Source organism: Streptomyces fradiae, assembly GCF_041270065.1.
Classification (GTDB): domain Bacteria; phylum Actinomycetota; class Actinomycetes; order Streptomycetales; family Streptomycetaceae; genus Streptomyces.
Window position 1 is genome coordinate 329982 of the sequence record NZ_CP065958.1, and the last position, 17704, is coordinate 347685.

The window sequence follows — 17704 nt, forward strand, 5'->3', positions numbered from 1 at the left end:
CGCGGCGCGCCGGGGCCGGGGTCACGGACCGGTGACCTGCTTGGCGCGCAGCGCGCTGTCCAGACCGGCCCGGTCGGTGCCGAGCTTGCGGTAGACGGCGGACAGGAGACGGGTGGCGGTGGTGCGGTCGACGCCGACGGCGGCGGCCGGGTCCTTCCCGGCGAGGGTGGCCTCGGCCGCGGCCCGCTCACGGGCGGTGAGCGCGTCGGTGGCGGTGGTGCGCAGCGCCCGGGGCCGCAGTCCGGCGGCCGCCAGCTCGGTGCGGGCCTCCTCGACGAGTCCGTCGGCGCCGCAGGTCTGGGCGGTCTCCAGGCCCCGGTAGAGGTGCTCGGCGGCTTCGGCGTGGCGCTCGGTGCGGCGCAGCGCGGCCCCGAGGGCGACCAGGGAGCGGGCCAGCTCGTACGCGGCCGGGGACTGGTCGAGCCAGTCGACGGACTCCTCCAGGAGCTTGATCCGCTCCTCGCCCTCGGAGACCTCGGCGGTCACCCGGAGCGCCTGGCCGATCGCGGAGGGCGCGCCGTACTGGCGGGCCCGGGCGACGGCCTCCTGGGCCGTCGCGAGGGCCCTGGCCGGGGAGGTCGGGGCCTGGGCGAGGGCGAGGTGGAGCTGCCAGGGGCAGCACGAGGGGTTGCGCTTGCCGCGCGGGTCGAGCCGCTGGCCGACGGCGGACAGGGCGCCGAGGGCCTCCTCGGTGCGGCCGATGGCGAGCAGCAGCTCGGCGTGGACGGTCTCGCAGTCGGGGATGGTGACGGCGTTGGGGAAGGGGTCGCCGAAGTCGTGCTCGCGGGCGACCCGCTCGGCCTCGTCCGTACGGCCGCGGGCCAGCAGGATCTCGATCATGACGCCGGTGGCGTACCAGAGGGCGGGGGTGCGCGGGCCGACGCGCTCGGCGAGGCGGAGTCCGGCGCGGGCGAAGTCCTCGGCCTCCATGAGCCGGCCGCGCCGGAAGCGGATGTAGCCGATGAGGGTGTACGCGAAGGCGAGGTGGGCGCCGCGCCAGCCCTGCTTCTCGAACTCGGCGGTGCCGGCGGCGAAGAGCTCCTCGGCGCGGCCGGGCCGGTCGGCGTAGAGGTGGAGCAGGGCGACGAGGACGGGGACCTCGAAGTTGCGGCTCTCGTCGGCCCAGGTGAGGCCGCCTTCGAGGGCGCGTTCGGCGTGGCGGAGGGCGACGGTGGCGGGTTCGGCGCGCAGGGTGGCGTCCCAGGCGCGCAGGCCGATGATGTACCGCTCGGTGAGGTCGCGGCCGCTGAGCCGGTCGGCGAGGGTGGCGAGGCGCCGGGAGCGGGCGGGCGACTCGGGTTCGTCGGCGCGCAGGGCGTCCCACAGGAACTTCTCGGCCTGCATGCGCAGCTTGCTGCGGGCGTCGGTGGTCGGCTGGCGGGACTCGCGTTCGAGCAGTTCGGAGGCCTCGACGAGGCGGTCGCTGTGGGCGAGGACCTGGGCGAGGCGGTAGACGATGCCGTGCCGCAGGGCGGGGTCGGAGACCGGCTCCTCCAGGGCGGCGCGCAGATGGTTGACCGTGGTGGCGGGTTCGGTGAGCAGCGAGGCGCAGCCGAGCTCGAAGAGCACGGCCGCGCGCTCGTCGTAGTCCGGGGGTTCGCGCAGGGCGCGGACGAGATAGCGGCGGGCGGTGTCGGGCGCGCCGGCCCGCAGGGTCTCCTGGGCTGCGGCGCGCAGGTGCTGGACCACCCACGGGTCGCCCTCGGGGTGGGTCTCGACGAGGTGGCGGGCCGCGGCGGTGGGGCCGAGTCCGGCGTCGACGACACACCACGCGGCCTGGCCGTGGAGGGCGACGCGGGTGGCCGCCGGGATGGCGTCGTAGACGGCGGAGGCGATGAGCGGGTGGACGAATTCGAGGGTCTCGGACTCCGGGTCGACGGGTTCGGCGAGCACGCGGGCCTGGCGCAGCAGGGTGGCGCTGCGGGCGACGTCCTCGCCGCCGAGCCCGGCGACGGCCCCGGCCAGCTGCGGGGAGATCTCGGTGCCGAGGACGCCGCAGGCCCAGGCGAGGCGGACGGTGGCGGTGCCGAGGCGTTCGATCTGGGCGATCAGTCCGCTGCTTGACGGCGGCGGCGAGGTCGCGCAGGGCGTGGGCCCGGTCGGCGACGGGCTCCAGGCCGCGGTCGCGGATGCGGGCGGCGAGTTCGACGGCCTCGAAGGGGTTGCCGGAGGTGACCTCCCAGCATTCCTGGCAGAAGGCGTCGTCGGCGTGGGTGCCGACCCGGTCGCGGACCAGGCGGGCGATGGCGCCGGAGGTGAGGGGTTCCAGGCCGAGCGGGCGCTGCCCGGACCGGCGGCCGGTGAACTCAGCGCCGGTGTCCGGGAGTTCGTCGGGCCGGTAGGCGACGACGAGGAGCATGGGGAGTTCCTCGGCGCGCGGCGAGAAGGCGGAGAGCCAGCCGAGGGACTCGGGGTCGGCCCAGTGGGCGTCGTCGAGGAAGACGACGAGCGGGGCGCGGCGCACGGCCAGATGGGTGAGCACCCAGTCGAGTCCGTCGCGCAGGCCCTGCGGGTCGGGCGGGGCGCCCTCGGCGGCGGTGCACAGGCCGAGGGCGGGGCCGACGATGTCGTACCAGCTGCCGAGGCGTTCCCTCAGTTCGGTGCGGGAGGCGGCGGCCAGTTGGGGCTGGAGGAGCTGGCGGGCGACGTGGAAGGCGACCCGCTGTTCCTGGTCGCCGCCGCGGGCGGACAGCACGGTGCAGCCCTTGGCCGCGGCGCGGCGGCGGATCTCGGCGAGCAGGGTGGTCTTGCCGAGGCCGGCGGGCGCGGCGTAGGCGAGGACACCGCCGCGGCGGACGGTGCGGCCCGCGGGTCCGGGGCCGAAGCCGGGACCCTGGTCAGGGGTCGCGACGGCGTCGGACGTGCCGGTGTCGGGGCCGGTCGAGCCCTTGACCAGGCGGAGGGTCGGCGGGGTGAGGGCGTGCCGGGGCCTGGGGACGCGGTCGGGGCGCTCGCCGGGGCGGGCCGCGCCGCCGGCCTCGGGCGCGCCGAGGAAGCCGCCGGGTCCCGCCGGTCCCGGGGCCATGCCGTCGGTGCCGTGCCCGACGAGCAGGTTCAACGCCTCTTCCGCCGCCGCGAGTTCCGCCTCGCGCTCGAAGAGGCCGAAGCCCCGACCGGCTCGGCCGCCGGTGTGTGCTGCCATCGTCCACCCCCACGCCGGGGGCGCACGCCCGGCGCACAGGGGATGCGTCCGGGGCGGTGGCCCCATCAAAGGCCCAGCGTACGCGGGGATGCGCCCCGAGGGGGCCGGATTGTGGCGGATGCGCGATTCCGGACCGTACGGGACCAACGGCCTCCGCCCGCGGCCGGGTTCGCGCAGCTCACGGGCGCGGCGCGCACGGCTCTCGCGCGCCCCCGGGCCACCGCTCCGGCGCGACCGCGTACGCCCGGGCCGCCTCAGGTCAGGTCGAACTCTCCGTCACGCGCGTTCACCACGAAGGCGCGCCACTCGGCCGGGCTGAACACGACCGACGGGCCCTCGGGTATCCGCCCGTTGCGCATCGCGATGAAGCCCTCCACGAACGCGATCTGGACGTCGCCCACGCCGTGGCTGCCGGAGCGCCAGTCCGCCCCCGCCAGGTCGAGGTCCGGCGCGTCCCGCCCGGTGAGGCCGTGCTGGCCGATGGGGCCGGTGATGGTGCTGTCCGCCACGTCCGTGCTCCTCTCGCGACGCCCGCGTCACGCTCTGCGGCTGGTCCGGGGCTCAGCGTAGCGACCGGCCCGGACCGCCGACACCCCTCAGACGGCGGGCGGCCGGTCGCCGACCAGCCACATGGCGAAGAACTGCGCGCCCCCGCCGTACGCGTGGCCGAGCGCCGTGCGCGCCCCCTCGACCTGGTGTTCGCCCGCCCGACCGCGTACCTGCAGGGCGGCCTCGGCGAAGCGGATCATGCCGGAGGCGCCGATGGGGTTGGTGGAGAGCACGCCGCCGGAGGGGTTCACGGGCAGGTCGCCGTCGAGTTCGGTGACCCCGGCCTCCGTGAGCTTCCAGCCCTCGCCCTCCTCTGCGAAGCCCAGGTTCTCCAGCCACATCGGCTCGTACCAGGAGAACGGCACGTACATCTCGACAGCGTCGATCTGGCGGCGCGGGTCGGTGATCCCAGCCTGCCGGTAGACGTCGGCGGCGCAGTCCCGGCCGGCCCGCGGGGAGACGAAGTCCTTGCCCGCGAAGAGGGTCGGCTCGCTGCGCATGGCGCCGCCGAGCAGCCAGGCCGGCGGGTGGGGCGAACGGGCCGCGCCGGTCCGGTCGGTGAGGACCATGGCGCAGGCGCCGTCGGAGGACGGGCAGGTCTCCGAGTAGCGGATCGGGTCCCACAGCATCGGGGACGCCTGCACCTTCTCCAGGGTGAGGTCGTGCTCGTGGAGGTGGGCGTACGGGTTCTTGAGCGCGTTGCGCCGGTCCTTGTACGCGACGAGGGAGCCGATCGTGTCGGGGGCGCCGGTGCGCCGCATGTAGGCGCGCACGTGCGGGGCGAAGAATCCGCCGGCGCCGGCGAGCAGCGGCTGCTGGAAGGGCACGGGCAGGGACAGGCCCCACATGGCGTTGGACTCGGACTGCTTCTCGAAGGCGAGGGTGAGGACGGTGCGGTGCACCCGGGCGGCGACCAGGTTGGCGGCGACCAGGGCGGTGGAGCCGCCGACCGAACCGGCGGTGTGGACCCGGAGCATGGGCTTGCCGACCGCGCCGAGCGCGTCGGCGAGATACAGCTCCGGCATCATGACGCCCTCGAAGAAGTCGGGGGCCTTGCCGATCACGACGGCGTCGATGTCCGCCCAGCTCAGTCCGGCGTCCGCGAGGGCCCGCTGGGCGGCCTCGCGGACCAGCCCGGCGAGGGAGACGTCGTGGCGGGCGGCGACGTGCTTGGTCTGGCCGATGCCGACGACGGCGACGGGTTCCTTAGGCACGGTTCTCCCCTTCCAGGACGGCGACGAGGTTCTGCTGCAGGCAGGGTCCCGAGGTGGCGTGGGCCAGGGCGCGGTCGGACTCGCCGCGGTGGATGCGGGCGGCGGCCCCGCCGAGCCGGATCAGGCCCGCGGCCATGACGGGGTTGGCGGCGAGGGCGCCGCCCGAGGGGTTGACGCGGACCTCGTCGCCGAGGCGGAGGGCCTTGCGCAGCACGACCTCCTGGGAGCTGAAGGGCGCGTGGAGTTCGGCGGTGTCGACGGGCCGGCCGGCGGCCGGGTCGAAGGCGCCGGCCCGTTCGGCGGCGAGCCGGGTGGAGGGCGAGTCGGTGAGGTCGCGGACGCCGAGCGCGTGCGCCTCGATGCGGTGGTCCATGCCGGTGATCCAGGCGGGCCGGGCGCACAGTTCGCGGGCCCGGTCCCCGGCGGCCAGGATGACGGCCGCGGCGCCGTCGCCGACCGGCGGGCAGTCGCCGGTGCGCAGCGGCGCGACCTGGTACGGCCCCTGCGGGCGGGCGCCGCGGAGCTGGGCGTGCGGGTTGGCGGCGGCGTCCTCGCGGCTGCGGGCGGCGATCGCGGCGAGCGCCGTCTCGTCGGTGTCGCCGGCGTCGACGAGGGCCTGGGCCTGGAGCGCGGCGAGGGCCACGGAGTCGGGCCAGAGCGGGGCGACGTAGTACGGGTCGAGCTGACGGCTGAGCACATCGCGCACGGAGCCCGGCGAGGACTTGCCGTAGGCGTAGACGAGGGCGGTGTCGGTCTCACCGGTGAGCAGCTTGACCCAGGCCTCGTACAGCGCCCAGGCGCCGTCCGCCTCGACGTGGGACTCGGAGATCGGCGGCCAGGCGCCGACGCCGTCGAGGGCCATGGTGAAGGAGAAGGCGCGGCCGGCCAGGTAGTCGGAGGAGCCGGAGCAGGTGAAGCCGATGTCGGAGGTCTTGAGGCCGGTCTGCCGCAGCACGTCGTGGAGGACCGGCATGAGCATCTCGACCTCGGAGAGGTCGTCGGTGCGCCGGGTGTGGTCGGTCTGGGCGAAGGCGACGATCGCCACCTCCCGGCTCGGGCGCGCAGCGCTCACAGCAGCTCCTTGTACGTGTCGTAGTCGGCGTCCGGCTCGCCGCTGGGCCGGTAGTGGTCGGGGTAGCGGCCGCCCTCGGTCCACACGGGCTCGACCCGCATGCCCATCCGGACCTGGTCGTACGGGATGCCGCCGATCCGCCCGTGCAGGGCGAGGCCGGCGCCGTCCAGGGCGATGTGGGCGTAGACGTAGGGCACCTCGATGTCGAGGTGGCGCGCCTTGATGTTGACGATGCAGAAGGTGGTGACCGTGCCGCGCGGCCCGACCTCGACGCGCTCGGTGGTGGCGACCCCGCAGGTGGGGCAGGCGCCGCGGGGCGGCACGTACACCTTGGCGCAGGAGGGGCAGCGTTCGCCGACGGTCCGGCGCTCGGCGAGCGACCGCAGCCAGGCGGTCTGGGCGCGGCCGGGGGTGTAGTCGTAGTCGAGCCGGGCGGGGGTGACGATGCCGGTGACGGGGTCGTCGAACACGCCGTCGTGCGGGCGGGGTCGGGGCTGCGCCGGGGTGCCCTCGTACGGCTCGAAGCACGCGATGTCCGTGATGGCGCCCTCGCGCTCGGCGGCCCACCGGATCCGCACCCGCATCCCGGTGCGGACGGCCTCGGGGCCGGGCACGTCGAGGACGTGCAGGAGCGCGGTGTCGGCGCCGTCGGGGCGGACGAGCACCCAGGCGAAGGGGGTGGCCAGCGGCTGGCCGGGGCGCGGCTCGGGGTTCCAGGCCCAGGTGGTGACGGTGCCGGTGTCGCCGAGGGCGACGAGTTCGCGCAGTTCGGCGGCGGTCTCGGGGTCGTACTCGACGGGCGGCACGAGGATCCGTCCGGCCTCGGTGCGCACGCCGAGGAGGGTGCGGTCGCGGAGGCCGGTGAGGAAGGCGGATTGGACGGGGCCGAGGGAGCGGGTGAAGGGGAACTCGACGACGAGGGGGGCGCGGAGGGTTTCGGGCGGTGGGGTGACGGTCATGGGCGGGCTCCTTGGATGGGTGGGGCGTGGGGTAGTGCTGGGCCGCTGCGCGGGGCCTTTCCCCACCCCGCCCCTTCCCGAATTGGGGGCAAGCCCCCAAACCCCCGAACGGCCTGCGGCCGTGCCCTCAAGCGCCGGGCGGGCTGGGTTTCCGCCCAGCGGGCGGAAACCCAGCCTCGCCGGCGTTTGAGGCGCGGGGTCCGGGGCGGAGCCCCGGTTTCGGGAAGGGGCGGGGTGGGGGAAAGTCACTCCCGGCGGTACACCGGCGCCCGCTTCTCCGCGAACGCGCTCGCGCCCTCCTTCGCGTCCGCCGTCGCGAAGATCGGCCACCCCCGCGCCAACTCCGCCGCCAAGCCGTCCTCCTCCGTCATCTCCGCCGTCTCGTAGACCGACGCCTTCACCGCCTCCACCGCCAGCGGCCCGCACTGATTCACCCGCTCCGCGATCTCGAGGGCCGCGTCCAGCGCCGTACCGTCCGGCACGACGTGCCCGATCAGCCCGATCCTGGCCGCCTCCTCCGCGGTGTACGGGCGGCCGGTGAGGAGCATTTCGAGGGCGTGGGTGCGGGGGATCTGGCGGGGCAGGCGGACGGTGGAGCCGCCGATCGGGAAGAGGCCGCGGCGGACCTCGAAGAGGCCGAAGGTGGCGGAGGCGCCGGCCACGCGGATGTCGGTGCCCTGGAGGATCTCGGTGCCGCCGGCCACGCAGTGGCCCTCGACGGCGGCGATGACCGGTTTGCGCGGGCGGTGGTGGCGCAGCATGGCCTTCCAGTGCAGGTCGGGGTCGGCCTTCATGCGGTCCCGGTAGCGGTCGCCGCCCGCCATGCCGTCCCCGGCGAGCGCCTTGAGGTCCATGCCGGCGCAGAACGAGCCGCCGGCGCCGGTGAGGACGACGGAGCGGACGGTGTCGTCGGCGTCGGCGGCGAGCCAGCCGTCGTGGAGGCCGACCAGCATCGGCAGCGAGAGCGCGTTCTTCGCCTCGGGCCGGTTGAGGGTGAGGACGAGTGTGGCGCCCTCGCGTCGCACGGTGAGGTGTTCGGTTCCGCGGTGTTCGGTGCCGCCGCTCATGGATGTCTCCCGTCGTCGCCCGCCGCCATTTCTGGAACAGGTTGCAGGACTCGCGGAGTCACTTCAATAGTTTTCTGACACCTAGTCAGATTCTTTTGCGCGGGCTCTTCCCACCTCCGCCCATCGACGCTCTAATGACCGGCCTAGCACGAGCACCCGGCGGGCCAGGATCAGGAGGAACGGTGGAGTACAACCTTGCCGACCTGTTCGAATCGGTCGTCGACGTGGTCCCGGACCGCGAGGCGCTGGTGTACGTCGACCACCCCGGCACCGGCGCGGAGCGCCGGCTGACCTATGCCGAGCTGGACGCCGCCGCCAACCGGCTGGCCCACCATCTGATCGGCGCGGGGCTGAGGCCCGGCGAGCACCTCGGCCTTCACCTGTACAACGGAGTCGAGTACCTGCAGACCGTGCTCGCCTGCCTCAAGGCACGGCTGGTCCCGGTCAACGTCAACTACCGGTATGTGGAAGGGGAGTTGGTCTACCTCTACCGCGACGCCGATCTGGCCGCGCTGGTCTTCGACGCCGAGTTCACGGCGCGCGTCGCGGGCGCCCTGCCGCAGACGGAGAAGCTGCGGCACCTCGTGCGGGTGGGGACCCCGCCCGAGGAAGCCCCGTCGCTGCGCTGTGTCGAGTTCACGGCGGCCGAGGCGGCCGGATCACCGGAGCGGGGCTTCGCGCCGCGCTCGCCCGACGATCTCTTCATCATCTACACCGGCGGCACCACCGGTATGCCCAAGGGGGTGATGTGGCGTCAGGAGGACCTGTTCTTCGCGGGGTTGTTCGGCGGGGACCCGAGCGGCGAGCCGGTGAAGCGGCCCGAGGAGCTGGCCGAGCGGGTCGCGGCCGGCGGGGCGGGGATCACCTTCTTCCCCACTCCCCCGCTGATGCACGGCACGTCCACGCTCACCTCGTTCATCGCCTTCGACTACGGGCAGCGGGTGGTCATCCACCGCAAGTACGTGCCGGAGGAGGTGCTGCGCACCATCGAGAAGGAGAAGGTGTCCAGCGTCTCCCTGGTCGGCGACGCGATGCTCCGTCCGTTGGTCGACGCGCTGCACGGACCGCTGAAGGGCACCGATCTGTCCTCGCTGTTCAGCCTGTCGTCATCCGGCGCGATCATGTCGGACACGGTGCGCGACGAGTTCCGGGCGCTCGCGCCGAACGTGCTCCTGCTCAACAACTTCGGTTCGTCCGAGTCGGGTTCGAACGGGCGGGCCACCGACGACTCCGGCCCCGACAGGGGCTTCCGGCTGGTCGTCAACGAGCGCACCCAGGTGGTCGACCCGGCCACCCACGAGCCGGTGCCGGTCGGCGAGGTCGGCCGGCTCGCGCAGCGCGGGCACGTACCGCTCGGCTACTACAACGACCCGGTGAAGACCGCCGAGACCTTCTTCCGGAAGGGGGCCGAACGCTGGGTGCTGCTCGGCGACATGGCCACCGTCGACGAGGAGGGCATCGTCACCGTCCTCGGCCGCGGCTCGCAGTGCATCAACACCGGCGGCGAGAAGGTCTATCCGGAGGAGGTCGAGCAGGCGCTCAAGTCCCATCCGGACGTGTACGACGCGCTGGTCGCCGGAGTGCCCGACGCGAAGTGGGGCAACCACGTGGCCGCCGTCGTCCAGCTCCGCGACGGGGCCGCGCCGCTCGACCTGACAGCCGTCCAGGACCACTGCCGCACCCGGCTCGCCGGATACAAGGTGCCGCGCCAGCTGGTGCTCACCGACACCATCCAGCGCTCCCCCAGCGGCAAGGCCGACTACCGCTGGGCCCGTTCGGTGGCGGCGGAGGCGGACACCGCCTGACCGTCCGGCTCCGCCGGGCGGCGGTCAGACCCCGAACTCCCGCAGTGCTTCCAGGAACTGCCGCGGCCGCTTCTCGTGGATCAGATGCCCGGCCTTGATGGTGACGAGCCAGGCGTCCTGGATCTCCTCCGCCATCCAGGCCAGCTGATCCTGCGGCAGATGACTGCTCTTTCCGCCGGCCACGATCAGGGTGGGGCGGGAGATCTCGGGAAGTTCCGTGCGCCAGGCCGGGTCGGGCTCGTTCAGCTGGGCGTCGGTCGCGGCGACCACCGCCCAGTCGAAGCCGAGCGGCCCGTCCGGGCGTTCCACGAAGCCGCGCGGCGGGTCGAGCGGGAAGAAGACCGGCGTGTCCTCCAGGACGAGCCGGTCGAGCAGCTCCGTCTCGCGCTGGGCGAGGAGGTACACGGCCGCCCCGCCCATCGAGTGGCCGACGACGGCGGGACGGACCAGGCCGAGGGCCTTCACGAAGCCGGCGAGCTCGTCGCGGAAGACGTCGAAGCCGTAGTGCCCGGGCCAGTCGCTGAGTCCGTGGCCGCGCAGGTCGAGCGCGTACACCCGCCGGTCGGCGGCGAGTCCGGCCGCGATCTCTGCCCAGTTCGTGCTGTTCTCGCCGCGGCCGTGCACCAGGACGACCGGCGGCGCGCCCTCGGGGCCGCTGACCCGGTAGGCGAGCCGGACGCCGTCGACGGTGACGGTGCGCACCTCGGGGTCGAGGAAGGCGGCGACCGGGCGGACGAAGGCGCCGGCGTCGTCGATCCACGGGAAGTGGCCGGCGCCGGGCTGTACGACGAGCTCGGCGTGCGGGAAGCAGGCGGCGAGCTCGGCGGCGCGCGCCGGGCTCGGGCCCCCGTCGTACTCCCCCGCGAGGACGAGGACGGGCGCGGTCAGCTCGCGCAGCGCGGTGCGGGTGGCCTCGGGGTCGAAGGCGCCGGGCGCGTAGAAGGCGCTCGCCGCCGCCCAGTTCATCTCGGTGGCGGCGCCCGCCGCGTGGGCGCGGGCGGCCTCGTCCCAGCGCCCGTACCCGAACGGCATGACGATCTCCGCCTCCTCCTGCGGCGGGGTGTCGGGGCCCATCCCCTCCAGGGCGGCCCGGGCCGCCGGGTACCAGTCCTGGTCCGCGAAGACCTCGGCGGCGGCGTCCCACTCCTCGTCGGAGATCTCGATGCCGACCGCCCGCGTGCCGCCGGTGACCAGGACGAGGGAGCGGATCCGGCCGGGGTGCGCGGCGGCGTACAGGGTGGCGAGGGCAGCCCCCGCCGAGTGCCCGAGCAGATCGATCCGCTCCAGGCCGAGGTGGGCGCGCAGTGCCTCCACGTCCGCGACCTGCCGGTCGCAGCGGTAGCTCGCCGGGTCGTCCGGGGTCGCGCTCGCGCCGACGCCGCGCTGGTCGGGAACGATCAGGGTGCGGTGGGCGGCAAGGCCGCCGAGGTCGCCGAGGTAGGCCGCGTCGCGCATGGGCCCGCCGGGCAGCACGACGAGGGGTTCCCCGGTGCCGAGGGTGCGGTAGGCGAGGGTGGTTCCGTCGTACGCGGTGAACTGAGGCATGGTCGTGATCATGGGCGGTGCCCGCCGGGCGCGGCAACCGGGTTTCGCCGTCGGCGCGATACGGTGGGATGTCCGCCCCTACCTGCGAAGGAAGCCGCTCCCCCGTGTCCCAGACCCGCCCGGCCGCGCCGCACCCCGACGAGCTGCGCGGCGACTGCGCGAACTGTTTCGGCCTGTGCTGTGTGGCCCTGCCCTTCGCGAAGTCGAACGACTTCGCCGTGAACAAGGCCTCGGGCGAGCCCTGCCGCAACCTCCGGGACGACTTCCGCTGCGGCATCCACACCCGGCTGCGGGACTCCGGCTTCCCCGGCTGCACGGTCTACGACTGCTTCGGCGCCGGCCAGCACGTCTCCCAGGTCGTGTACGGCGGCGTGTCCTGGCGCAAGGCGCCGGAGACCGCGCGGCAGATGTACGAGGTGTTCCCGGTGGTACGCCAGCTGTACGAGCTGCTGCGCTACCTCACCGAGGCCCGCGCCCTGGCCGCCACCCGCCCGCTGCACGCCGACCTCGACCGGGCGCTCGCCCGGGTGACCGGGCTTACCGGTGCGGACGCCGCCACCCTGGAGCAGCTGGACGTGGCCCCCGTACGCGCCGAGGTGAATCCGCTGCTGCTGCGGAGCAGCGCGCTGGTGCGGGCGGCGGCCGGTGGCAGGCCGAAGGACCGGCGGGGCGCGGACCTGATCGGGAAGCGGCTGCGCGGGGCGAAGCTGCGGGGCGCGGACCTGCGCGGCGCGTTGCTCATCGCGGCCGACCTGACCGGCGCGGATCTGTCGCTCGCCGATCTGATCGGCGCGGACCTGCGGGACGCCGACCTGTCGGGGGCGGACCTGACCGGGGCGCTGTTCCTCACCCAGCCCCAGCTGAACGCGGCGCGCGGCGACGCGGCCACCCGCCTGCCCGACGGGTTCGAGCGCCCCGCGCACTGGGCGCGCTAGACGCTAGACCTCGTACACGTAGGGCGTCGTCGTGGTCAGCTCGGCGAAGCCGAGGCGGGCGAGGATCGGGCGGCTGGTGTCCTGGGCGTCGACCTGGACGTAGCGGTAGCCGTGGGCGGCGGCGATGCGGGCGCGATGGGCGACCAGGGCGCGGTAGAGGCCGCGGCCGCGCCAGGGCTCGACGGTGCCGCCCCCGTACAGTCCGGCGAAGTCCGCGTCCGGCGGGAGTTCGAGGCGTGCGGCGCTGACCGGTTCGCCGTGGGCGAGGGCGAGGACCGCGGCGGCGGTGCCGGGGGCGTCGGCGAGCTGGTCGAGCAGGCGGCGGCCGAGGTCGGAGCTGTCGGTGCCGAAGGCCCGGTCGTGCACGTCCACCACCATGCGTACGCCTGCCTCGTCGGTGACGGGGCACAGTTCGACGCCGTCGGGGAGGTCGACGGGAGCGGACACGGCGGCGGCCTCGGCGACCATCACGGTCTCCCGGTCCTCGGGGACGAGGCCGGCGGCGCGGAGGCGGTCGGCGAGGTCGGCGGGGCCGTCGTGTCCGTACAGCTTCCATTCGAAGGAGCGCCCGGCGGCCTCGTAGTACCGGATCTGCGCCGCGATGGCCGCGTCGGCGTCGTCCGCGCCGAGGTCCGACCAGAGGATGCCGTTCCAGCCGTGGGCGGGCCCGGTCTGGCGGACGACCGGGCCGTCCCGCTCCACCCGGGCGCCGGGCCCGTCGGGGCGGGCGTCGAGGCGGAGCTGACGGTCGAAGAGGGTGCGGAGTGCGGCGAGATCCATGGCCCCACCCCAGCATCGGCGGAGCTTGCGACGCCAGCGATTTACCAGGTGACGGGCAGGGTGTCGGGGCCCCGGTTGACGGTGCCGGTACGCCAGGCGATCCGTTCGGGCGGAATGGCGAGCGCGAGGCCGGGCAGCCTCCTGAGCAGGGCGCCGAGCATGATCTCGGCCTCCATGCGGGCGAGTCGGGCGCCCGCGCAGTAGTGGGCGCCGTGGCCGAAGGCGAGGTGCGGGGCGCCGTCGCGGGCGAGGTCGAGCCGGTCGGGGTCGGTGAAGACGGCGGGGTCGCGGTTGGCGGCCGGGTAGAAGACGTGGACGGTCTCGCCGGCGCGGACGGTGACGCCGCCGACCTCGATGTCGGCGGTGGCGATCCTGGGCATGCCGACGCCGTTGCGCTGCGGGATGTAGCGCAGGAGTTCGTCGACGGCGCGGGGCAGCCGGCCGGGTTCGGCGCGCAGTTTGGCGGTCTGGTCGGGGTGGGTGAGGAGCACGTACACCATGGTGGCGACGATGTTGCGGACGGCGTCGAGGCCGTTGAGGGTGAGCATCACCGCCATGGAGACCAGCTCGGGGCCGCTGAGTTCGCCGGCCGCGCGGGCGGCGGCGAGTTCGCTGATCAGGTCGTCGGCGGGGCGGTCGGCGCGGTGCCGGGCGAGGTCGGCGAAGTAGCCGGCGATCTCCCGCTTGACCGCTTCGCCGGCGTCGGCGGTGGTGTCGTGGGAGAGCAGCCCGGCGCGCCAGGTCTGGACGCGGTCGAGGTCGGCGGCGGGGACGCCGAGGAGTTCGGCGACGACCGCGGCCGACAGCGGACCGATGAAGCTCTCGGCGATGTCGGTGGGCGGGCCTGTCTCGACGAGGTCCAGGAGGAAGGCCTGGGCGCGCCGTTCGGTGTGCTCGCGCAGGGCGGCGATGCGGCGGCGGCCGAAGGTGGGCGCGATGAGCCTGCGCAGCCGGGTGTGCTCGGGCGGGTCGGCGCGGCCGACGCCGCCGGCCGGGGCGAGGGTGTGCGGGGTGGTGCTGGGCAGCGGCCGGCCGACGGTGAGCGCGCGGCTCATCCGGGGGTCGGCGCTGATCAGCTTGACGTCCTCGTAGCGGGTGACGAGCCAGGCGTGGCCCTCGCCGTGCGGGAGGCGGACGCGGGCGACGGGTTCCTCGTGGAGGAGGCGGTGCGGCACGGGGTCGAAGTCGGTGCCGGGCAGCGGGACCACGGCCCAGTCGTGGACGACCGGGCCGTGGTGGGTGCGCTCGTGAGGGCCTGGGGTCATGGGGTGGGGGCGGCCTCCGGCCGGGCTCCGGCGTCGTGCGCGTCGTGCCGGAGCGGGGTGATCTGCTCGATGTCGTAACGGATGCGGAGCTGTTCGATGGCGGCGTGGTCGACCTCGCCGCCGCCGGCCGCGCCCAGGATCTCCATGAGTTCCTCGAAGTAGGTCTCGTGGTAGGTGGGCGGCGCGACCTGGAACAGCATCCGGGCGGGGCGGCTGCCCACGTTGGCGAAGGCGTGCGGGCAGCCGGGCGGGACGAGCATGAGCGTGCCGGGGGTGGCCCGGACCGCCCGCTTGCCGTCGGCGGACCGCCAGCCGCGCCAGCTGTCGGCGGTGCGCACCTCGGGTTCGAAGGCGAGGACTTCGAGTTCGCCGTCGAGGAGGTAGAACAGCTCCTCGGCGCGTCCGTGGGTGTGGGCGCCGACGTCGAAGCCCGGTGGGACGACCACTTCGAAGGTGGACGCGGTGCGGGTGTGCTCGCCGGTGACCTTGAAGGTGACGTGCTGGGCCGGGGTGGCGAGGGTTCTGCCCTCTCCCGGGGGCACGACGAGGCCGCTGAGGGTCATCGCGGTTCTGTTCCTCTCACCAGGTGACGGGCAGGGTCTCGGGGCCGCGGATGAGTGCGCCGCGCTGCCAGCGGATCTGGTCCTCGGGGACGGCGAGCCTGAGGTCGGGGAAGCGGGTCCACAGGGTGTCGAGCAGGATCTCGGACTCGATGCGGGCGAGCGCGGAGCCGGGGCAGTAGTGCGGGCCGTGGCCGAAGGCGACGTGCGGGTTGTAGCCGCGGTCGAAGTCGAGTTTCTCCGGGTCGGCGAAGACCTCGGGGTCGCGGTTGGCGGTGAGGTACGAGATGTAGACGGGGTCGCCGGCCGGGATGATCGTCCCGCCGACCTCCACGTCCTCCAGGGCGATCCGGGAGAGGCCGACGGCGTTGCGGTGCGGGATGTAGCGCAGGAGCTCGTCGACGGCCTGCGGCAGCAGGGCGGGTTCGGCGCGCAGCCGGGCCAGGTGCTCGGGGTGGGTGAGCAGTGCGTAGACCATGTTGGCGCTGTTGTTGCGGACGGCGTGGGCGCCGCCGATCTGGATCAGCACCGCGAGGCCGACGGCCTCCTGCTCGTCGAGGGTGTCCTCGTCGATCGCGTCGGCGAGGACGGCGGCCAGGAACTCCTTGCCGGTGCCGTGGCTGCGGCCGATCAGCTCGGTGAAGTAGCGGGCCATCTCCGCCTTGGCCTGCTCGCTGGCCTCCCGTCCCGCGCCGGCCGAGATGATGGTGTCGGACCAGTGCGCCATCAGCGGCTGGTCGCCCTCGGGGACGCCCATCAGTTCGCTCACCATGGCGAGCGGGAAGGGCCGGTTCACCAGCTCCATCAGATCGGCCGGCGGACCGTGCCGCTCCAGCCGGTCGAGCAGCCGGTCCATCACCTCCTGCGCGTGGTCGCGCAGCGAGCGCAGCGCCCGTGCGCTGAAGGCCCGGGCCACCACCCGGCGCATCCGGGTGTGGTCCGGCGGGTCGGCGAACCCGACGGCGCCCTCCATCGGGATGAAGTGCGGGGCGAGCCGGGTGATGGAACGCCCGTACACGGCCTGCCGGCTGAACCGCGGGTCGACGGAGACGAACTTGACGTCTTCGTACCGGGTGACCAGCCAGGCATGGCCGTCCCCGTGCGGGAGGCGGACACGCGTGACGGGGTCCTCATGGAGGAGCTTGGCGAGGAGCGGATCGAAGTCGAGTCCGGTGAGGTCGGGGACGGCCCAGAAGTGGACATGGGGCTCGTCGCTGGTGTCGGGGGTCGTGGTCGTCGTCATCGGGCCACCGCCGGGGTCGTGGGGACGGGGTTGTCGTGGTGGGGAGGGGAGGGAGCGGGCAGTACGGGTTCGGGGGCCCCGGTACGGGCGGGGCGGGCCGCCGGGGCGGCGGGAACGCCGGAGGCGTGCCGCGCGGCCGGAGTGCGGTGCCCTGCGGCGGCGGGCAACGCCGGGTCGCCGGGGGCGTCGACGGCAAGCTTTGCTGGGGCGCCCACGCCCCCGGCACCACCCGGCACCGAGGCCGCGCGCGCGAGCGCCGCGTGCGGCGCCGGCTCGCAGTGCCCGTCGGCCGCAAGGCGCGCCGGGGCCCGATCGGCACCCGCTCCTCGCGGGGCGCATGCCCCGCCAGGGCCACCCGCCCCGCCAGGGGCACCAACCCCGTCGTCCGCCCCCGCCGCCCCCCGCGCCACGTCCCCTGCGCGCGGGCCGGTCCAGGTGCCGAGGGAGATCTCGGCGGTGATGCCGGGGCCGAAGCCGGCGAGGATTCCGGTGGCGCCGGGGGTCGGGCCGCCCTCGGCGAAGAGGCGGCGGAGGGCGTCGAGGACGACGGCGCTGGCGATGTTGCCGTACTCGGTCAGCGTGGCCCGGCTGAAGCGGAAGGCGTCGGCGGGCACGTCCAGGTGTTTGCCGAGGTCGTCGAGGATGCGGGGGCCGCCGGCGTGGACGAGGTAGAAGTCCTGGCGGCCGGCGTCGCGGCCGTGCCGGGCGGCGAGTTCGACGAGGGCGGGGGCGAGCTGCTCCATGGTGCCGGGGACCCGCTTGTCGAGCAGGAAGTGGAAGCCGGTCTCGCGGACCCGGTAGGCGATCCAGTCCTCGGTGCCGGGGACGAGGTGGGAGCCGTTGCGTTCCAGGCGGATTCCGGTGACTCCAGAGCCGCCGGAACTCCCGGAGCCGCGCAGGACGGCCGCGGCGACGGCGTCGCCGAAGAGCCCGTTGGAAAGCAGGTTTCCGACGGTGAGGTCGGTGGGCTGGTAGCAGAGCGAGCAGAACTCGCAGGCGACCACGAGGGCGTTGGCGCCGGGGTAGGCGCGGCAGAAGTCGTGGGCGCGGTTGATCGCCGCGCCGCCCGCGGCGCAGCCGAGCTGGGCGATGGGCAGTTGGCGGGTGTCGTCGCGGAAGCCCAGGTTGTTGATCATCCACGCGGTGAGCGAGGGCATCATGAAGCCCGTGCAGGAGACGTAGACGATGAGGTCGATGTCGCGCGGTCCGAGTCCGGCGTGGCCGAGCGCCTCGGCGACGACGCCGGGGACCCGGGCCTTGGCCTCCGCCTCGTAGCGCGCGTTGCGGGCCTCGAACCCGGGGTGCGCGAGGGTCTGCTCGATGGGCTGCACCAGATGCCGTCGGGCCACGCCCGTGTTGCGGATCAGCCGGAGGACGAGCGGCAGCGACGGGTGGCCCGCGTGGAGCGTGCGGGCCAGGTCGAGGGTCTCCTCCTGCGTGATCACGTGCTCGGGCACGGCGACGGCGGGACGGCACAGGACAGGCATGGCGGTCGTTGGTCCATTTCGTCCGGGGGTGGGTGGGTAGGGCGCGTCGCCCTGACCGGACGGGCATCATCTTCGGGTCCG

13 protein-coding genes and 2 pseudogenes are annotated in these 17704 nt (G+C 74.5%); 2 read left to right on the plus strand and 13 right to left on the minus strand.

The features are described from left to right. Positions 1 to 21: 21 nt before the first annotated feature. From JAO84_RS01470 to JAO84_RS01500, 7 genes and pseudogenes are all read right to left on the minus strand, one after another. Positions 22 to 1893 (minus strand): hypothetical protein, encoded by a 1872-nt coding sequence (locus tag JAO84_RS01470; protein WP_370409645.1) that lies wholly within the window; start codon positions 1891 to 1893, stop codon positions 22 to 24. A gap of 514 nt (positions 1894 to 2407) precedes the next feature. After that, a pseudogene (locus tag JAO84_RS01475) lies at positions 2408 to 3208 on the minus strand (AAA family ATPase); the annotation flags it as partial. A gap of 188 nt (positions 3209 to 3396) precedes the next feature. Beyond that, complete coding sequence (locus JAO84_RS01480) at positions 3397 to 3651, minus strand: DUF397 domain-containing protein (protein ID WP_370409647.1); 255 nt, start codon at positions 3649 to 3651, stop codon at positions 3397 to 3399. Positions 3652 to 3738: 87 nt separating this feature from the next. Next, positions 3739 to 4905, minus strand: a complete 1167-nt coding sequence (locus tag JAO84_RS01485) for a thiolase domain-containing protein (protein ID WP_370409648.1) — start codon at positions 4903 to 4905, stop codon at positions 3739 to 3741. Beyond that, entirely contained in the window at positions 4898 to 5977 is a 1080-nt protein-coding gene (locus JAO84_RS01490) for a thiolase domain-containing protein (protein ID WP_370409649.1), read from the minus strand. Before JAO84_RS01490 ends, JAO84_RS01485 begins: the two co-directional genes overlap by 8 nt. Then, positions 5974 to 6936, minus strand: coding sequence for a Zn-ribbon domain-containing OB-fold protein (locus JAO84_RS01495; protein WP_370409651.1), 963 nt, complete (start codon positions 6934 to 6936; stop codon positions 5974 to 5976). The genes JAO84_RS01490 and JAO84_RS01495 overlap by 4 nt, the downstream gene beginning before the upstream one ends. 245 nt (positions 6937 to 7181) lie before the next feature. Beyond that, positions 7182 to 8003 carry a crotonase/enoyl-CoA hydratase family protein gene (locus JAO84_RS01500; protein ID WP_370409652.1) on the minus strand — a complete coding sequence of 274 codons (822 nt, stop codon included), beginning with the start codon at positions 8001 to 8003 and terminating at the stop codon, positions 7182 to 7184. A 182-nt stretch (positions 8004 to 8185) separates the two neighbouring features. Between JAO84_RS01500 and JAO84_RS01505 the strand changes: the two genes are divergently transcribed. After that, positions 8186 to 9808 carry an acyl-CoA synthetase gene (locus JAO84_RS01505; RefSeq protein WP_370409653.1) on the plus strand — a complete coding sequence of 541 codons (1623 nt, stop codon included), beginning with the start codon at positions 8186 to 8188 and terminating at the stop codon, positions 9806 to 9808. 24 nt (positions 9809 to 9832) lie between these two features. Here the strand turns inward: JAO84_RS01505 and JAO84_RS01510 are convergent, their stop codons facing one another. Then, entirely contained in the window at positions 9833 to 11353 is a 1521-nt protein-coding gene (locus JAO84_RS01510) for an alpha/beta fold hydrolase (RefSeq protein ID WP_370409654.1), read from the minus strand. A gap of 68 nt (positions 11354 to 11421) precedes the next feature. Between JAO84_RS01510 and JAO84_RS01515 the strand changes: the two genes are divergently transcribed. Beyond that, positions 11422 to 12288, plus strand: coding sequence for a pentapeptide repeat-containing protein (locus tag JAO84_RS01515; protein WP_370409655.1), 867 nt, complete (start codon positions 11422 to 11424; stop codon positions 12286 to 12288). 3 nt (positions 12289 to 12291) lie between these two features. Here JAO84_RS01515 and JAO84_RS01520 read toward each other — a convergent pair whose 3' ends face one another. From JAO84_RS01520 to JAO84_RS01540, 5 genes and pseudogenes are all read right to left on the minus strand, one after another. Beyond that, positions 12292 to 13068 (minus strand): GNAT family N-acetyltransferase, encoded by a 777-nt coding sequence (locus tag JAO84_RS01520; protein ID WP_370409657.1) that lies wholly within the window; start codon positions 13066 to 13068, stop codon positions 12292 to 12294. A 41-nt stretch (positions 13069 to 13109) separates the two neighbouring features. Then, the gene (locus JAO84_RS01525) at positions 13110 to 14333 is read right to left on the minus strand and encodes a cytochrome P450 (RefSeq protein ID WP_370409659.1); all 1224 of its coding nucleotides are present in this window, start codon (positions 14331 to 14333) and stop codon (positions 13110 to 13112) included. Then, a complete protein-coding gene (locus JAO84_RS01530) occupies positions 14330 to 14896 on the minus strand; it encodes a cupin domain-containing protein (protein ID WP_370409661.1) in 567 nt (188 codons plus the stop codon). The genes JAO84_RS01525 and JAO84_RS01530 overlap by 4 nt, the downstream gene beginning before the upstream one ends. A gap of 16 nt (positions 14897 to 14912) precedes the next feature. Beyond that, positions 14913 to 16136, minus strand: a complete 1224-nt coding sequence (locus JAO84_RS01535) for a cytochrome P450 (protein ID WP_370409663.1) — start codon at positions 16134 to 16136, stop codon at positions 14913 to 14915. A gap of 431 nt (positions 16137 to 16567) precedes the next feature. Further along, positions 16568 to 17623 (minus strand): annotated as a pseudogene (locus tag JAO84_RS01540) (type III polyketide synthase); the annotation flags it as partial. Between the last annotated feature and the right edge of the window lie 81 nt (positions 17624 to 17704).

Excerpts from the sequence above, each read along its gene's own strand:
- JAO84_RS01495 (WP_370409651.1), bottom strand. The coding sequence starts at position 6,936 with ATGACCGTCACCCCACCGCCCGAAACCCTCCGCGCCCCCCTCGTCGTC.
- JAO84_RS01500 (WP_370409652.1), bottom strand. The coding sequence starts at position 8,003 with ATGAGCGGCGGCACCGAACACCGCGGAACCGAACACCTCACCGTGCGA.
- JAO84_RS01510 (WP_370409654.1), bottom strand. The coding sequence starts at position 11,353 with ATGCCTCAGTTCACCGCGTACGACGGAACCACCCTCGCCTACCGCACC.
- JAO84_RS01515 (WP_370409655.1), top strand. The coding sequence starts at position 11,422 with ATGTCCGCCCCTACCTGCGAAGGAAGCCGCTCCCCCGTGTCCCAGACC.
- JAO84_RS01520 (WP_370409657.1), bottom strand. The coding sequence starts at position 13,068 with ATGGATCTCGCCGCACTCCGCACCCTCTTCGACCGTCAGCTCCGCCTC.
- JAO84_RS01525 (WP_370409659.1), bottom strand. The coding sequence starts at position 14,333 with ATGACCCCAGGCCCTCACGAGCGCACCCACCACGGCCCGGTCGTCCAC.
- JAO84_RS01530 (WP_370409661.1), bottom strand. The coding sequence starts at position 14,896 with ATGACCCTCAGCGGCCTCGTCGTGCCCCCGGGAGAGGGCAGAACCCTC.
- JAO84_RS01535 (WP_370409663.1), bottom strand. The coding sequence starts at position 16,136 with ATGACGACGACCACGACCCCCGACACCAGCGACGAGCCCCATGTCCAC.